This window comes from Candidatus Nanopelagicales bacterium (assembly GCA_041393815.1).
Lineage (GTDB): Bacteria > Actinomycetota > Actinomycetes > S36-B12 > JAWKJK01 > JAWKJK01.
The window spans coordinates 115,727-131,173 of the sequence record JAWKJK010000001.1 but is presented as its reverse complement, the minus strand read 5'-3'; the positions used below and the strand labels follow the sequence as shown (position 1 = coordinate 131,173).

The 15,447-nt window shown below is 72.0% G+C and carries 15 protein-coding genes; 10 read left to right on the top strand and 5 right to left on the bottom strand.

Annotation, left to right across the window (positions count from 1 at the left end):
- The first annotated feature begins 3 nt into the window (after window positions 1–3).
- From R2737_00590 to R2737_00580, 3 genes are read left to right on the top strand one after another with little or no spacing between them, the layout of a single operon-like run.
- Window positions 4–927 (top strand): F0F1 ATP synthase subunit gamma, encoded by a 924-nt coding sequence (locus R2737_00590; GenBank protein MEZ5114735.1) that lies wholly within the window; start codon window positions 4–6, stop codon window positions 925–927.
- A 5-nt stretch (window positions 928–932) separates the two neighbouring features.
- Window positions 933–2,396, top strand: coding sequence for a F0F1 ATP synthase subunit beta (atpD, locus tag R2737_00585; GenBank protein ID MEZ5114734.1), 1,464 nt, complete (start codon window positions 933–935; stop codon window positions 2,394–2,396).
- A gap of 7 nt (window positions 2,397–2,403) precedes the next feature.
- Window positions 2,404–2,808 carry a F0F1 ATP synthase subunit epsilon gene (locus tag R2737_00580; protein ID MEZ5114733.1) on the top strand — a complete coding sequence of 135 codons (405 nt, stop codon included), beginning with the start codon at window positions 2,404–2,406 and terminating at the stop codon, window positions 2,806–2,808.
- 118 nt (window positions 2,809–2,926) lie between these two features.
- Here R2737_00580 and R2737_00575 read toward each other — a convergent pair whose 3' ends face one another.
- Complete coding sequence (locus tag R2737_00575) at window positions 2,927–3,508, bottom strand: cob(I)yrinic acid a,c-diamide adenosyltransferase (GenBank protein ID MEZ5114732.1); 582 nt, start codon at window positions 3,506–3,508, stop codon at window positions 2,927–2,929.
- Between the two features lie 52 nt (window positions 3,509–3,560).
- On the opposite strand from R2737_00575, the gene murA reads away from it, so the two are divergent.
- Window positions 3,561–4,856, top strand: a complete 1,296-nt coding sequence (murA, locus tag R2737_00570; protein MEZ5114731.1) for a UDP-N-acetylglucosamine 1-carboxyvinyltransferase — start codon at window positions 3,561–3,563, stop codon at window positions 4,854–4,856.
- Window positions 4,857–5,065: 209 nt separating this feature from the next.
- On the opposite strand, the gene R2737_00565 is transcribed toward murA, so the two are convergent.
- The gene (locus tag R2737_00565) at window positions 5,066–5,383 is read right to left on the bottom strand and encodes a hypothetical protein (GenBank protein ID MEZ5114730.1); all 318 of its coding nucleotides are present in this window, start codon (window positions 5,381–5,383) and stop codon (window positions 5,066–5,068) included.
- Window positions 5,384–5,502: 119 nt separating this feature from the next.
- Here R2737_00565 and R2737_00560 point away from each other — a divergent pair, with 119 nt between their 5' ends.
- Window positions 5,503–7,530 (top strand): protein meaA, encoded by a 2,028-nt coding sequence (locus tag R2737_00560; protein MEZ5114729.1) that lies wholly within the window; start codon window positions 5,503–5,505, stop codon window positions 7,528–7,530.
- A gap of 8 nt (window positions 7,531–7,538) precedes the next feature.
- Here R2737_00560 and R2737_00555 read toward each other — a convergent pair whose 3' ends face one another.
- Both R2737_00555 and R2737_00550 read right to left on the bottom strand, forming a co-directional pair.
- A complete protein-coding gene (locus R2737_00555) occupies window positions 7,539–8,387 on the bottom strand; it encodes an ABC transporter permease (protein ID MEZ5114728.1) in 849 nt (282 codons plus the stop codon).
- Complete coding sequence (locus R2737_00550; protein ID MEZ5114727.1) at window positions 8,384–9,244, bottom strand: ABC transporter ATP-binding protein; 861 nt, start codon at window positions 9,242–9,244, stop codon at window positions 8,384–8,386. The genes R2737_00555 and R2737_00550 overlap by 4 nt, the downstream gene beginning before the upstream one ends.
- Before the next feature lie 39 nt (window positions 9,245–9,283).
- Here R2737_00550 and nucS point away from each other — a divergent pair, with 39 nt between their 5' ends.
- Window positions 9,284–9,958 carry an endonuclease NucS gene (nucS, locus tag R2737_00545; GenBank protein MEZ5114726.1) on the top strand — a complete coding sequence of 225 codons (675 nt, stop codon included), beginning with the start codon at window positions 9,284–9,286 and terminating at the stop codon, window positions 9,956–9,958.
- A gap of 59 nt (window positions 9,959–10,017) precedes the next feature.
- Here the strand turns inward: nucS and R2737_00540 are convergent, their stop codons facing one another.
- On the bottom strand, window positions 10,018–11,523 hold the full coding sequence (locus tag R2737_00540) for an aldehyde dehydrogenase family protein (protein MEZ5114725.1): 1,506 nt from the start codon (window positions 11,521–11,523) through the stop codon (window positions 10,018–10,020).
- Between the two features lie 117 nt (window positions 11,524–11,640).
- Here R2737_00540 and R2737_00535 point away from each other — a divergent pair, with 117 nt between their 5' ends.
- From R2737_00535 to R2737_00520, 4 genes are all read left to right on the top strand, one after another.
- Window positions 11,641–13,422, top strand: coding sequence for a 3-hydroxybutyryl-CoA dehydrogenase (locus R2737_00535; GenBank protein ID MEZ5114724.1), 1,782 nt, complete (start codon window positions 11,641–11,643; stop codon window positions 13,420–13,422).
- Between the two features lie 55 nt (window positions 13,423–13,477).
- On the top strand, window positions 13,478–13,780 hold the full coding sequence (locus R2737_00530) for a hypothetical protein (protein ID MEZ5114723.1): 303 nt from the start codon (window positions 13,478–13,480) through the stop codon (window positions 13,778–13,780).
- 23 nt (window positions 13,781–13,803) lie between these two features.
- Window positions 13,804–14,562: a hypothetical protein gene (locus R2737_00525; GenBank protein MEZ5114722.1), complete on the top strand. Its 759-nt coding sequence runs from the start codon at window positions 13,804–13,806 to the stop codon at window positions 14,560–14,562.
- A 97-nt stretch (window positions 14,563–14,659) separates the two neighbouring features.
- Entirely contained in the window at window positions 14,660–15,421 is a 762-nt protein-coding gene (locus R2737_00520; protein ID MEZ5114721.1) for an SDR family NAD(P)-dependent oxidoreductase, read from the top strand.
- The last annotated feature ends 26 nt before the right edge of the window (window positions 15,422–15,447 follow it).

The following is a 15,447-nucleotide window of genomic DNA, read 5'->3' as shown; positions in this document are numbered from 1 at the left end:
GGCATGGGAGCCCAGCTCAGGGTCTACCGACGACGGATCCGCTCCGTCCAGGCGACCAAGAAGATCACCAAGGCGATGGAGCTCATCGCCTCGTCCCGCATCGTCAAGGCGCAGCAGCGGGTCGAGGCGGCGGCGCCCTACACCCGCCACCTCATCGCCGCCGTGTCGGCGGCCGCCTCACACGCGACGGACGTCTCCAAGCACCCGCTGACGGCCAAGGCCCGGCTCAACGACCGTGCCGCCCTGCTGCTCATCACGGCCGACCGCGGCCTGGCCGGCGCCTACTCGACCAACGCCATCCGCGAGGGCGAGGCGCTGACCGGGACGCTGCGCGGGGAGCGCGGCATGGAGGTCGTCCCGTACGTCGTCGGCCGCAAGGGCGCGTCGTTCTACCGGTTCCGCGGCCGGGAGATGGGCGGGGAGTACACCGGCTTCACCGACCAGCCCACCTTCGCCGATGCCAAGCGGATCGCCGACGACCTGCTCGCGCGGTTCCTCACCAAGACCGAGGAGGGTGGGGTGGACGAGATCCACATCGTGTATACCCACTTCCTGTCGATGGTGACCCAGGAGCCGCGGGTCCGCCGGATCCTGCCGCTGGAGGTCGTCGACCAGGTGGTCCCCCTGGAGGACGCCTCCGACCTGCCGTTCCCGCTGTACGAGTTCGAGCCCTCCCCGGAGGCCGTGCTCGACGCGCTCCTCCCGCAGTACGTCCAGAACGTCGTCTACGGCGCACTGCTGCTGTCCGCGGCGTCCGAGCACGCCGCCCGCCGACGCGCGATGAAGTCCGCGACGGACAACGCCGAAGAGCTCATCCGCACCCTCACCCGTCAGGCCAACCAGGCCCGCCAGGCAGAGATCACCCAGGAGATCAGCGAGATCGTCGGCGGAGCCGACGCGCTGGCGTCCGCCACCGCAGGGAGTTGAATCGCATGACCGCCACGACTGAGACGGCCACGACCGACACGGCGGCCCCCGGCGTCGGCCGCGTCGCCCGGGTCACCGGCCCGGTCGTCGACGTGGAGTTCCCCGACGGCGCCATCCCCGAGCTCTACAACGCCCTGCACGTGGACGTGGACTTCGGCGAGGGCGAGGAGGGCGGCGGCGCCCGCCTGCTCACCCTCGAGGTCGCCCAGCACATCGGCGACAACATGATCCGCGCCATCTCGATGCAGCCGACCGACGGCCTGGTCCGCGGGGCCGAGGTACGCGACACCGGTGAGGCGATCACCGTCCCCGTCGGCGACGTGACCAAGGGCCACGTGTGGAACACCCTGGGCATCCCGCTGGACGTGCCGGCCTCGTCGCTGGACATCACCGAGCGCTGGGGCATCCACCGGTCCGCGCCGCCCTTCGACCAGCTCGAGGCCAAGACCGAGGTCTTCGCGACCGGCATCAAGGTCATCGACCTGCTCACGCCGTACGTCAAGGGCGGCAAGATCGGCCTGTTCGGCGGCGCCGGCGTGGGCAAGACGGTCCTGATCCAGGAGATGATCTACCGCGTCGCCGAGAACTTCGGCGGCGTGTCGGTGTTCGCCGGCGTGGGTGAGCGCACCCGCGAGGGCAACGACCTGTTCCTGGAGATGACCGAGTCCGGCGTCATCGAGAAGACCGCGCTGGTGTTCGGCCAGATGGACGAGCCGCCGGGCACCCGCCTGCGCGTGGCGCTGTCCGCGCTGACCATGGCGGAGTACTTCCGCGACGTGCAGAAGCAGGACGTGCTGCTGTTCATCGACAACATCTTCCGGTTCACCCAGGCCGGCTCCGAGGTGTCCACCCTGCTGGGCCGGATGCCCTCAGCGGTGGGTTACCAGCCGACGCTGGCTGACGAGATGGGTCAGCTGCAGGAGCGGATCACCTCGACCCGCGGCCACTCGATCACCTCGCTGCAGGCGATCTACGTACCCGCCGACGACCTGACCGACCCGGCGCCGGCGACCACCTTCGCCCACCTCGACGCCACCACGGTGCTGTCGCGGCCGATCTCCGAGCTGGGCATCTACCCGGCTGTGGACCCGCTGGACTCCAGCTCCCGGATCCTCGACCCGCGCTACGTCGGTGACGAGCACTACGCGGTCGCCGCGCGCGTGAAGGAGATCCTCCAGCGCTACAAGGACCTGCAGGACATCATCGCGATCCTCGGCATCGACGAGCTGTCCGAGGAGGACAAGATCCTGGTCAACCGGGCGCGCCGGATCCAGCGCTTCCTGTCGCAGAACATGTTCGTGGCCGAGGCGTTCACCGGCCAGCCCGGCTCGTTCGTCCCCGTCGAGGAGACGATCGCGTCGTTCAAGGCGCTGGCCGAGGGCGAGTACGACCACATCCCCGAGCAGGCCTTCTTCATGTGCGGCGGCATCGAGGACGTGGAGCGCAACGCCAAGAAGCTGGCGGGCTGATCCCACGATGGCCGAACTGACCGTCGACGTGGTCTCGGTCGACCGCAACCTGTGGTCGGGCAAGGCCAAGAACGTCGTGGCGAAGACGCCGGAGGGTGACATCGGCATCCTGCCGGGTCACGAGCCCGTGCTCGCGCTGCTGGTGGAGAGCCCGCTGCGGATCGAGTCGGTCGAGGGCACCAAGGTCCTCATCGCGGTGCACGGCGGGTTCTTCTCCGTCGACAGCGACGTGGTGACGATCCTGGCCGAGACCGCCGAGCTGGCCGAGGAGATCGACATCGACCGGGCCAAGCTGGCGCTGGACCGGGCCAAGGCCGCGGGCGCTGACGACCCGGACGAGCTGGCCGCCATCCGGCGCGCGGAGACGCGGATCCAGACCGCCTCGCTGGCCAAGGGCATCAAGGCGCACTAGCGCCGCAGGCGTCACCGACGCCCCGGTCGAGACGCTCTGTGGTGCCGGTTGCGTGCGCTACAGCGCACGCAACCGGCACCACAAACACGAGGGGGCCGGGGGCGTCGGGGATGCGGGCTCAGCTCTGACGTTCGCCGCCGGGGCGCCACAGCACGTCGCCACCGGCGTCCACGTTCGCGCAGCGGGCCAGGATGAACAGCAGGTCGGACAGCCGGTTGAGGTAGCGGGCCGGTAACGCGGTCATGGTGTCGCCGTGCTCCTCGTACGCCGCCCAGGTGGACCGCTCGGCACGCCGGACCACGGTGCGGGCGGTGTGCAGCAGCGCGGCGCCCGCGGTGCCCCCGGGCAGGATGAACGACCGCAGCGGCTCCAGCCGCTCGTTGTAGTGGTCGCAGGCCTCCTCCAGCCGGGTGACGTACTCCGGTTCGACCCGCAGCGGCGGGTACTCCGGGTCGGGGACGACCGGGGTGGACAGGTCGGCACCCACGTCGAACAGGTCGTTCTGGATCCGCCTCAGCAGGTCCGCAACGTCGTCGGGCAGGTCACCGAGGGCGAGGGCGACACCGATGGCGCAGTTGGCCTCGTCGACGTCCGCGTACGCGGCCAGCCGCGGATCCGTCTTGCGGGTGCGGGACATGTCACTCAGGGCGGTGGTTCCGTCGTCGCCGGTCCGGGTATAGATCCGCGTCAGGTTGACCATGGAAGGACCCTAGGTGACGGGTACGGAGCACGCAGACGGCTACCCTGCCGACATGGAGGCGCTGCGGGTGGTCGGGGGCACCCGGCTCACCGGTGAGGTGCGCGTCACAGGGGCGAAGAACAGCGTCCTGAAGCTGATGGCCGCGGCGCTGCTGGCCGAGGGCACCACCACCCTCACCGAGGTGCCGGACATCCTCGACGTCGAGATCATGGCCGAGCTGCTGCGCCGGCTGGGCTGCGACGTCGTCCACGACCGGCCCGGCGCCACGCTGGCGATCACGGTCCCGGAGCGGCCATTCCACCAGGCCGACTACGACCTGGTCCGGCGGATGCGGGCCTCGATCTGCGTCCTCGGCCCGCTGGTCGCCCGCTGCGGCGAGGCGGACGTCGCGCTGCCCGGGGGCGACAACATCGGCTCCCGCGGGCTGGACATGCACGTGTCCGGCCTGGAGCGTATGGGCGCCAACGTCGACAGCGAGCACGGCTACCTGCTCGCACGGGCGGGGGAGGGGCTGTCCGGAGCCCCCATCTGGCTGGACTTCCCCAGCGTGGGGGCGACGGAGACGCTGCTGATGGCCGCGGTCACCGCGCGGGGGACCACGGTCATCGACAACGCCGCCCGCGAGCCGGAGATCGTCGACATCTGCCGGATGCTCGAGGCGATGGGCGCCAAGATCGGCGGCATCGGCACGTCCACCCTGGAGATCGAGGGCGTGGATCGGCTGTCGCCGGTGACGCACCGCACCGTGTCCGACCGGATCGTCGCCGGGACCTGGGCGGTGGCGGCCGCGATCACCGGCGGGGACGTCGAGATCGCCAATGCCAATGCCCACCACCTGGAGATCGCGCTGAACAAGCTGGCCAGCGCGGGGGCGTCGATCTCGTTGACCGACAACGGCTTCCGGGTCTCGATGGACCGCCGCCCGCGCGCCGTCGACGTCGTCACGCTGCCCTATCCCGGCTTCCCGACCGACTTGCAGCCGCAGTTCATCGCGCTCAACGCGGTGGCCGACGGCGCCGGGATGGTCACCGAGAACCTGTTCGAGGCCCGGTTCCGGTTCGTCAACGAGCTGGTCCGCCTCGGTGCCGACGTACGTACGGACGGGCACCACGCGCTCGTGCGCGGCCGCAGCGCGCTCAGTGGGGCACCGGTCGAGGCGACCGACATCCGGGCCGGCGCCGGGCTCGTGCTGGCCGGGCTGGTCGCCGAGGGTGCGACCACCATCTACGAGGTGCACCACATCGACCGCGGCTACGCCGGCTTCGTGGAGTCGCTGCGGGCGCTGGGCGCGGACGTCACCCGCGTCCCGGTCGAGGCCGCGCTGCACCCCCACCCCGTCGCCCCCTGACCCCGCTCCCCCTGACCCCGCTCCGTTCCTCAGTTCGGCACACGATCCGCTAAGCGGATCGTGTGCCGAACTGATGCGGCGTGTCGCCGCGAAGGCTTGCAACACCACCCGGGTCGGGTGACCGGTGGTGCGGGTGGGACCGGTAGGGGGGTGCCGGCCTCTGGGGGGTACGGGTCGGGCCGGTCGTGCGGGTGCGGGCCGGTGGGGGCCTACCCGAGCAGGTGGCGGGCGCGATCCACATCGTCGGGCCAGACCAGGACCTGCGGGCCGTCCAGCGTCTCGGCGAGGTTCGCCCGGATCCCGGCGTCCTCGAGCCGGCGTCGCAGCATCTCGCCCTCGATGTAGGTCGGCGGGGAGGCCAGCGGCACCAGCAGCCCGTACTCCTGCGCGGTCCCCCGTCGCGGCGCGGCTGCCACGACGGACTTGCCACGCCGGAAGGCCCAGCGCAGCAGCAGCACGAAGACGCCGACGAGCAGGAAGCCCATCAGCGGGCCGAACATGAAGGAGAACGCGTTCCACGCGGGCACCCCGTCATGGTGCTCCCGGCGACCCCGGGGCGCCACCCGGTCGCCGAGGATCGCTACTCTCGAGTAACAACGGCGGCGACCCCCGGCGGCGGGGGTCCCACAGGCGTCCGGAGGTCCCGATGGCCGAGCCCACCCCGCCCGCAGCCGGCGCCGAGCCCCGGACCAAGGACCGGCCCTGGCTGATCCGGACGTACGCCGGGCACTCCTCGGCCGCGGAGTCCAACGCGCTGTACCGGCGCAACCTGGCCAAGGGCCAGACCGGGCTGTCGGTCGCGTTCGACCTGCCCACCCAGACGGGGTACGACCCCGACAGCGAGCTCGCCCGCGGCGAGGTTGGCAAGGTCGGCGTCCCGATCGCGCACATCGGCGACCTGCGGCAGCTCTTCGAGGGCATCCCGCTGGCCGAGATGAACACCTCCATGACGATCAACGCCACGGCGATGTGGCTGCTGGCCCTGTACGTGAGCGTGGCGGAGGAGCAGGGCGCCGACCCTGCGGTGCTGCAGGGAACGACGCAGAACGACATCATCAAGGAGTACTTGTCGCGCGGGACCTACGTCTTCCCGCCCGCGCCGTCGCTGCGGCTGATCACCGACATGGTCGCCTACACGGTGACGAACGTGCCGAAGTGGAACCCGATCAACATCTGCAGCTACCACCTGCAGGAGGCCGGCGCGACGCCGGTGCAGGAGATCGCGTACTCGATGTGCACCGCGATCGCGGTGCTGGACGCGGTCCGCGACTCCGGGCAGGTGCCGCCGGAGCGCTTCGGCGAGGTCGTGGCGCGGATGTCGTTCTTCGTCAACGCGGGCGTGCGCTTCGTCGAGGAGATGTGCAAGATGCGCGCCTTCGTCGAGGTGTGGGACCAGATCACCCGGGAGCGGTACGGCGTCACCGACGCGAAGCAGCGGCGGTTCCGCTACGGCGTCCAGGTCAACTCGCTGGGGCTGACCGAGGCGCAGCCGGAGAACAACGTCCAGCGCATCGTGCTGGAGATGCTCGCGGTCACCTTGTCGAAGGACGCCCGGGCCCGCGCGATCCAGCTGCCGGCGTGGAACGAGGCGCTCGGCCTGCCGCGCCCGTGGGACCAGCAGTGGTCGCTGCGCATCCAGCAGGTGCTGGCGTACGAGTCCGACCTGCTGGAGTACGACGACATCTTCACCGGCTCGCAGGTCGTCGAGGCCAAGGTCGCCGAGCTGGTGGCCGCGGCCCGCGAGGAGATCGACCGCGTCCAGGCCATGGGGGGCGCCGTCGCCGCGGTCGAGAGCGGCTACATGAAGCAGCAGCTCGTCTCGTCCCACGCCGCGCGACGCGCCCGGATCGAGACCGGCGAGGACGTGGTGGTCGGCGTCAACGCGTTCACGACGACCGAGGACAACCCGCTGCTCGCCGACCTCGAGGCCGCGATCCAGACCGTGGACCCGGAGGTGGAGCGGCACGCGATCGAGGCGGTGCGCGCCTGGCGGGCGGCCCGGGACCAGGCCGAGGTGGGAGAGGCGCTGCGGGCGCTGCAGGACGCGGCCAAGACCGACGAGAACCTGGTCGAGGCCACGCTGCGGTGCGCCCGTGCCGGTGTGACGACCGGTGAGTGGGCCGGCGCGCTGCGGGAGGTGTTCGGGGAGTACCGAGCTCCCACCGGTGTTGCCGGCGTCGTCGGCGTGGCCCAAGCGGGGGAGGCCCTCACCCGGGTGCGCGACGTCGTGCGGGCGACCGGCGACGAGCTCGGCGTCCGGCTGCGGATGCTGGTCGGCAAGCCGGGGCTGGACGGTCACTCCAACGGGGCGGAGCAGATCGCGGTGCGCGCGCGCGACGCCGGCTTCGAGGTGGTCTACCAGGGCATCCGGCTGACCCCGGCGCAGATCGTCGCGGCCGCGGTCGAGGAGGACGTCCACGTGGTGGGCCTGTCGATCCTGTCCGGCTCGCACATGGAGCTGGTGCCCGAGGTGCTTGCCGGGCTACGGGACGCGGGCTTGACCGACGTCCCGGTCGTGGTCGGCGGCATCATCCCGGAGGCGGACGAGGCGGCCCTGCGGCAGGCCGGGGTCGCTGCCGTGTTCACCCCGAAGGACTACGACGCCACCGCGATCATGGGCCGCGTGGTCGACGAGGTGCGGGCGGCGCACGACCTCCCGCGCGCCTTCGGCTGACTCGAGGGTCAGTTCTCGCCGCGGCGGGTCCAGCGGAAGAACACGACCGCGGCCACCAGGCCGATCACGCACCACAGCGCGAGCATGAGCGCCACCTGCGGCAGCTCCCAGGAGCCGGCCGGTTCCACCGTCGCGGCCCCTTCGGGCAGGAACACGCTGCGCATCCCCTGGGTGAGCCACTTCAGCGGGAACACCGACGCGAACTTCTGCATCCACGGGGGCAGGTCGCTGAACAGGAAGAACACCCCGGAGGTGAACTGCAGCACCAGCACGATCGGGGTGACCAGCGCCGGCGCGCCCTTGCCCGTCTTGGGGACCACGCTGAACGCGATCCCGCACAGGGTGCACGCGATCAGGCCGAGAACGCTGACCCAGACGAACGTCCACCACTGCAGGCCGGTCTGCGGCAGCGCGATGTCGTAGAACAGCACGCCGACGGTGATCAGGATGGTCACCTGCGCCACGTACGCGACGAACACCATGCCGACCTTGCCGGCGAAGTAGGAGCCCTTCGGCATCGGAGTGCCGCGCAGCCGCTTCAGCGTCCCGTCCTCCCGCTCGAGCGGGATCGCGATGGCGAGGTTCTGGAACGACGTGTAGACGATGCCGCTGGCGATCATCCCGGCGACGAAGTACTGCGCGAACGTGATTCCGGACGGGCCGAGGTCCTGCCCGCCGAACACCGCCCCGAAGATGACCAGCAGCAGGACGGGCAGCAGGAAGTTGAAGACCGCGGACTCGCGGTCGCGGAAGAACTGCTTCAGCTCGATGCCGACCCGGCGACGGCCGATCGCGAGCATGCCGGGCTGGTGGCCCGGCGCGGCCGAGGGCGACCCCAGCACCCGGGACCCGGTCATCGGGCGTCCCCCGCACCGTCCACCAGCTCCAGGTAGGTGTCCTCCAGGGTCGGCCGGACCACCGCCAGCTCCGGGATCTCCCCACCGAGGCGGGCCGCCAGCGCGGTGACCAGCTCGGTGGGGCGGTCGGTGTCCTCGGAACGGGCGACCCCGTCCTCGCGCCAACTCACCCGGGCGCGGCCGTCATGTCGGCCGCCCAGCGCCTCCGGGCTGCCGAGCGCGACGATCCGCCCGGCCGCGATGACGCCCACCCGGTCGGCCAGGTGCTCGGCCTCATCCAGGTAGTGGGTGGTGAGCAGGATCGTGGTGCCCTCGGCCTTCAGCCCTTCGATCAGCTGCCAGAACTCCCGCCGCGCCTCGGGGTCGAACCCGGTCGTCGGCTCGTCCAGGAACAGCAGCTCCGGCCGCCCGATCACCCCCAGTGCCACGTCCAGCCGGCGACGCTGGCCGCCGGACAGCGTCTCGTTGCGGGACGTCGCCTTGTCGGTGAGGCCGACGGCGTCGAGGACCTCGTCGGGGTCCCGGGGGTGCGGGTAGTAGCCGGCGAAGTGGCGCACGGCCTCCCGCACGGTGAGGTCGCCGAGGTCGCGGTCGGACTGCAGCACGACGCCGATCCGGGCCCGCCAGCCACGGTCGGCGTGCTCGGGCGTCTCGCCCAGGACCGTCACGGACCCGGACGTGGGCCGGCGGTAGCCCTCCAGGATCTCCACCAGCGTGGTCTTGCCGGCACCGTTGGGGCCGAGCAGGGAGAAGCACTCGCCGAGCGGGATGTCCAGGTCGACGCCGTCGACCGCGGCCAGGTCGCCGTACCTCTTGGTCAGGGCCCGTACCGAGACCGCGTCGCCTGCCGGTGCCATCCGCCCACCCTGCCACGTCGGGCGGGTAGCGTGCGGCGGGTGCGGGTGGTCGTGGCGCGGTGCTCGGTGGTGTACGAGGGGCGGCTGAACGCGCACCTGCCCGAGGCCGTACGCCTGATCCTGGTGAAGGCGGACGGCAGCGTGCTGGTGCACTCCGACGGCGGGTCGTACAAGCCGCTGAACTGGATGAGCCCGCCGTGCCGGCTGTCCATCGACGCCGACGACGCCGGGATCGGCACCTGGACGGTCGTGAACAAGGGCGGCGAGCAGCTGCGGATCGACGTGCACGAGGTGGTGCACGACAGCGACCACGACCTCGGCGTGGACCCCGGGCTGGTCAAGGACGGCGTCGAGTCCCACCTGCAGCACCTGCTCGCCACCCATGTGGCGACGCTCGGCGAGGGCTGGACGCTGGTGCGCCGGGAGTACCCCACGGCGATCGGCCCGGTGGATCTGCTGTGCCGGGACGTCGACGGCACCGCGGTGGCGGTGGAGGTCAAGCGGCGCGGCGAGATCGACGGGGTCGAGCAGCTGACCCGCTATCTCGAGCTGCTCAACCGCGACCCGCTCCTCGCCCCCGTCCGCGGAGTCTTCGCCGCACAGGAGATCAAGCCGCAGGCGCGGGTGCTCGCCGAGGACCGCGGCATCCGCTGCGTGGTGCTCGACTACGACGCCCTGCGCGGCGCCGACGACCCCGGCCTGCGGCTGTTCTGACGGCGCGCAGGTATGTCGGCGGCGCTGACCGGGGTCGCCCACCGGGGCCGTTCGGCGTCTCAGCGCTGGCCGGGGGACCGCCAGGGCAGCCCGCCGTGCAGCAGGGCGACGACCTTCTGGATCGCCGCACCCGTCGCCGGGTGCCGCTCAAACGACGTCAGCGAGATGGGCAGCGCGAACCGCTCGCGCACCACGGCCTTCGATCGGGCGAACTCGCGCAGTCCGTCCGCCCCGTGGATCCGGCCGAAGCCCGACTCGCCCACGCCGCCCCACGGCAGCGAGGGCACGCCGGCGTAGAGCACCCACGAGTTGATGCTCACCATCCCGACCCGCAGCCGGGACGCGGCGTCCTCCAGCCGCGTCCGCGAGCGTCCGAACAGCGAGGCGGCCAGGCCGTACGGCGTCGCGTTGGCCCGGTCCACGGCCTCGTCCAGGTCGCGCACCCGGTTGACCACGACGGTCGGTCCGAACGTCTCCTCCAGCACCGCGGCGGAATCCTCGGGCGCGTTGGCCAGCACGATCGGCTCGATCACCCGGGCGCCGACCGAGTGCGGTCCGCCCACGACCGGCGTGGCGCCCTTCTCCAGTGCGTCGGCCACGTGCCGGCGGATGATGTCGACCTGGGCAGGCATCGTCATCGGGCCGTACGAGGCCCGAGGCTCGCCGCCCGGACGCAGCGAGCGGGCCTTGTCCGCGAGCGCCGCGAGGAACTCGTCGAACACGTTCTCGTGCACGTAGACCCGCTCGACGCCCACGCAGGTCTGGCCGCCGTTGGAGAACGCGCCGAACGCCACCGCGTCCGCGGCCTTGCGCACGTCGGCGTCCTCGTCGACCAGCACCGCATCCTTGCCACCGAGCTCCAGCAGCACCGGGGTCAGGCTCTCCGCGCAGGCCGCCATGATCTTGCGGCCGGTCCGGGTCGAGCCGGTGAAGGAGATCTTGTCCACCCCGCTGCGGCACAACGCGGCGCCGGTGTCGCCGTACCCGGTGACCTGCTGGAAGACCGGCTGCTCGGGGACGGCCTCCGCGAACGTGGACACCAGCCACGCACCCACGGCCGGCGTCCACTCCGACGGCTTGAAGACGACCGCGTTGCCAGCGGCCAGCGCGTAGCCGATCGAACCGACCGGCGTGAACACCGGGTAGTTCCACGGTCCGATGACGCCGACCACGCCCAGCGGCTCGTACGCCAGCGAGGCCTGCTGGTTGGCCGTCAGCAGCCCGGGCCGCATGCCGCGGCGGCCCAGCACCTTCTGCGCGTTCTTCGCGGCCCAGTCGAGGTGCTCGACGGACAGGATGATCTCCAGCAGCGCGTCGTCGACGGGCTTGCCGTTCTCGCGGTGCACCAGCTCGGCCAGCTCCTGGGACCGGCGGGCCAGGATCGCCTTCCACGTCATGATCCGCTGCTTGCGGCCGTCCCAGCCGAGGTCGGCCCACCAGCGCTGGGCGATCCGACCGGCATCGACGGCGGCTCGGACGTCATCGGCGTCCTGGACGGGGAAGCGGCCGACGACCTCGCCGCTCCCGGGTGCGTGCGACTCGAACATCTGGGTCTCGACGGCCATGCGGGCAGCGTAGGCCGGGACCCGGCGCAGCCGCCCCCCGAGGGGCCTGACACGATGAATCCGCATCCACACGCGCGCATCGGCCCCCGCCGAGGGGCCCCTCGGGAGGAGTGCGGAATGGCTCGCGAGATCACCACCGTCGGCGTCGTCGGTCTGGGCACCATGGGCGCCGGGATCGCCGAGGTGTTCGCCCGGCACGGCTTCGACGTCGTCGGGGTCGAGGTCTCCGAGGAGGCCGCCGCCCACGCCCGGGAGATGCTCGAGGCGTCCACCGAGCGGGCGGTGTCCCGGGACAAGCTGACCGCGGAGGAGCGGGCCGAGCTGCTCGGCCGGGTCCGGCTGTCGACCGACCTGGCGGACCTGTCCGACGTCGGGCTCGTGGTCGAGGCGGTCCCGGAGAGCCTGGAGCTCAAGCGCGACCTGTTCGCCCGGCTGGACGAGATCACCCCGGCCGACGCCATCCTGGCGACCAACACGTCCTCGCTGTCGGTCACCGAGATCTCGGTGGCGACCGGGCGGCCCTCGCAGGTGGTCGGCCTGCACTTCTTCAACCCCGCCCCCGTCCAGGACTTCGTCGAGATCGTGCGCACCGTGGTGTCCTCGCAGGACGTCATCGACGACGCGCTCGCGGTCGCCGAGCGGCTGGGCAAGCAGCCCGTGGTGGTAGGCGACAAGGCCGGGTTCATCGCCAACGCGCTGCTGTTCGGCTACCTCAACCACGCCGCCTCGATGTTCGAGCAGCGGTACGCCAGCCGTGAAGACATCGACGCCGCCATGCGGTTCGGCTGCGGCTACCCGATGGGGCCGCTGGCCCTGCTCGACCTGATCGGCCTGGACACGGCGTACGAGATCCTCGACACGATGTACCACCAGGGCCGTGACCGGCTGCACGCGCCGAGCCCGATCCTCAAGCAGATGATCACGGCGGGGCTGAAGGGCCGGAAGACCGGCCGCGGCTTCTACACCTACGAGGCCCCCGGGTCCCCGAAGGTCGTCGCCGACCAGCTGACCCCGAGCCCGGACGGCGCCCCCGGTGCAGCCGAGCCGCGGACCGTGGAGCGGGTGGGCGTCGTCGGCTCGGGGACGATGGCCGGCGGCATCGTCGAGGTGTTCGCCAAGTCCGGGTTCGACACCGTCTTCGTCGCCCGCAGCGACGACAAGGTCGCCAAGGTGCTGGCGGGCCTGAAGAAGTCGCTGGAGAAGGCCGTTCAGCGCGGCAAGCTCAGCGAGGACGCGCGGGACGCGGCCTTGGCCCGGGTCACCGGCACGACCAGCCTGGACGACCTGTCCGACGTGGATCTCGTCGTCGAGGCCGTGGTCGAGGACATCGCGGTGAAGACGGTGCTGTTCGAGAACCTGGACGAGATCTGCAAGCCCGGCGCGGTCCTGGCCACGACCACCTCCAGCCTCCCGGTGGTCGAGATGGCCGCGGTCACGTCGCGGCCGCAGGACGTCGTGGGTCTGCACTTCTTCAACCCCGCGGCGATCATGAAACTGGTCGAGGTGGTCGAGACCGTGTCGACCGCGCCGGACGTGACCGCGACCGCGATGGACGTGTGCGCGCGCACCGGCAAGGTCGCGGTGCGCTGCGGCGACCGCGCGGGGTTCATCGTCAACGCGCTGCTCTTCCCGTACCTCAACGACGCGGTCCGGATGCTGGAGGCCAACTACGCCTCGGACGACGACATCGACGTGGCGATGAGGGTCGGCTGCGCGCTGCCGATGGGTCCGTTCCAGTTGCTCGACGTCGTCGGCCTGGACGTGTCCCTGGCCATCCAGCAGACGCTGTACCGCGAGTTCCGCGAGCCCGGCTACGCCCCGGCCCCGCTGCTGGAGCACCTGGTCACGGCGGGCTACCTCGGCCGCAAGACCGGCCGCGGCTTCCGCACGTACGGCTGACCGAGCCGGACCCGAGGCAGACCCGAGACGGCCGCGAGACTGGCAGCCCGAGCACGTGTCACGCCGGCACCGGCGCCGCCCCGCTGCGCCGACGCGGGACCCCGCCCGCGCGGGGGCCGTGGAGGACGTCGAGTCGCATCCCGACGGTGACTGGGTGGTCCGGCGGATCACCGGCTCGGCGGCGACCAAGCCCTACCGCTGCCCGGGGTGCGACCAGGAGATCCGGCCCGCCACCCCGCACGTGGTGGCCTGGCCGGTGGAGCCGGTCGGGGCGCTGGACGGACTGGAGCAGCGCCGGCACTGGCACACCGGGTGCTGGAACGCCCGCGACCGCCGGGGTCCCGCACCACGGCGCTGACGCGGTGCGAGAGGGTGGCGCCCGTGGTCCCCCCGTCCGCCCGCGTCGCGCTCTCGGCCAACACGGTGCTGCCCGCCCGGCGCGAGCCGCTGACCCTGCACACGTCGGACGGGCTCGCACTCGTCGGCGAGTTGGCCACGCCGCTCGACAGGGACCCGGTGGGCACCTTGGTGTGCCTGCACCCGCTGCCGACGCACGGCGGGATGATGGACAGCCACGTGCTGCGCAAGGCGTCCTGGCGGCTGCCCGCGCTGGCCGGCCTGGCGGTGCTGCGGTTCAACACCCGGGGCACGGTGAGCGCCGCGGGCCGCAGCGAGGGCCACTTCGACTCGTGCGTGGGGGAGGGCCTGGACCTGGCCGCGGCGCTGGCCGAGTCGGTACGGCGCGGCCTGCCCGACCCGTGGCTGCTCGGCTGGTCGTTCGGGACCGACGTGGCGCTGCGGCACGGCAACGTCGACCCGGTCCGGGGCGCGGTCCTGCTGTCCCCGCCGCTGCGGTTCTCCGCTCCGGTCGACCTCGACGGGTGGGCCGCCAGCGGGCGGCCGGTGACCGCTCTGGTGCCCGAGCACGACGAGTTCCTGCGACCCGCGGAGGCCCGGGTCCGCTTCGCCCGGATCCCGCAGGCCGAGGTGGTCGCGGTCGACGGGGCGAAGCACCTGTGGGTCGGGGAGAAGTACGTCAGGATCGTGCTGGACGAGGTCGTCGCCCGGGTGCTTCCCGGGGCGGCCCCGCTGCCCACCGAGTGGGACGGACCGTCCGAGCGCTGGAGCGACCTGGCCTGAGCCGCTCGGACCGGCGGGCAGCACGTACGTCGGGACAGTCGACGTACGACGCAGCCGAGGCAGGACGTAGTCGAGGACGACGAGAGAGGGAGCGACCGTGGGGTTCAGGCTGGACGGCAAGGGGGTCCTGGTCACCGGGGCGTCGCGCGGCATCGGGCACGCGATGGCGGTGGCCATGGCCGAGGCCGGGGCGGACGTGGCGCTGCTGGCGCGGGACGCGGCCCGCCTCGGCGAGGTGGCCGCGGAGGTCGAGGCGCTCGGCCGCACCGCGGTGGTGCTGCCGTGCGACGTGACCGACGCCGAGGCACTCGGTGCTGCCGTCGCGGGCGCGATCGAGGGACTCGGGCACGTCGACGTCCTGGTCAACAACGCCGGCGGCAACTCGTTCTCGATGCCGCTGCAGGGCATGCGTTTCTCCGGGTGGGAGAAGACGTTCCGGCTCAACCTCGACTCGGTCGTGCACGCGACCCAGGCGCTGCTCCCGCACCTGCTGCAGCGGAAGACCGGCGCGATCATCAACGTCTCGTCCGTCGCCGGGCTGCGCGGGGCGCCGATGATGAGCCACTACGGCGCAGCCAAGGCGGCGCTGCTGTCGCTGACCCAGAGCCTGGCGGTGGAGACCGCGTGGGCCGGGATCCGCGTCAACGCCCTGGTGCCCGGCTGGATCGAGACCGACCTGACCGACTTCCTGCGGGCCAGTTCCGACGCGGAGAAGGGGACCCTGTCGCGGGTGCCGATGGGCCGGTGGGGCCGGCCTGAGGAGATCGCCGAGCCGGCGGTCTTCCTCGCCAGCGACGCGGCGGGGTTCATGACGGGGCAGATGCTGGTGGTCGACGGCGGCCTGTCGGCGATGCCGTAGCCGTCGCGGTCGACTGGTCGATCCGA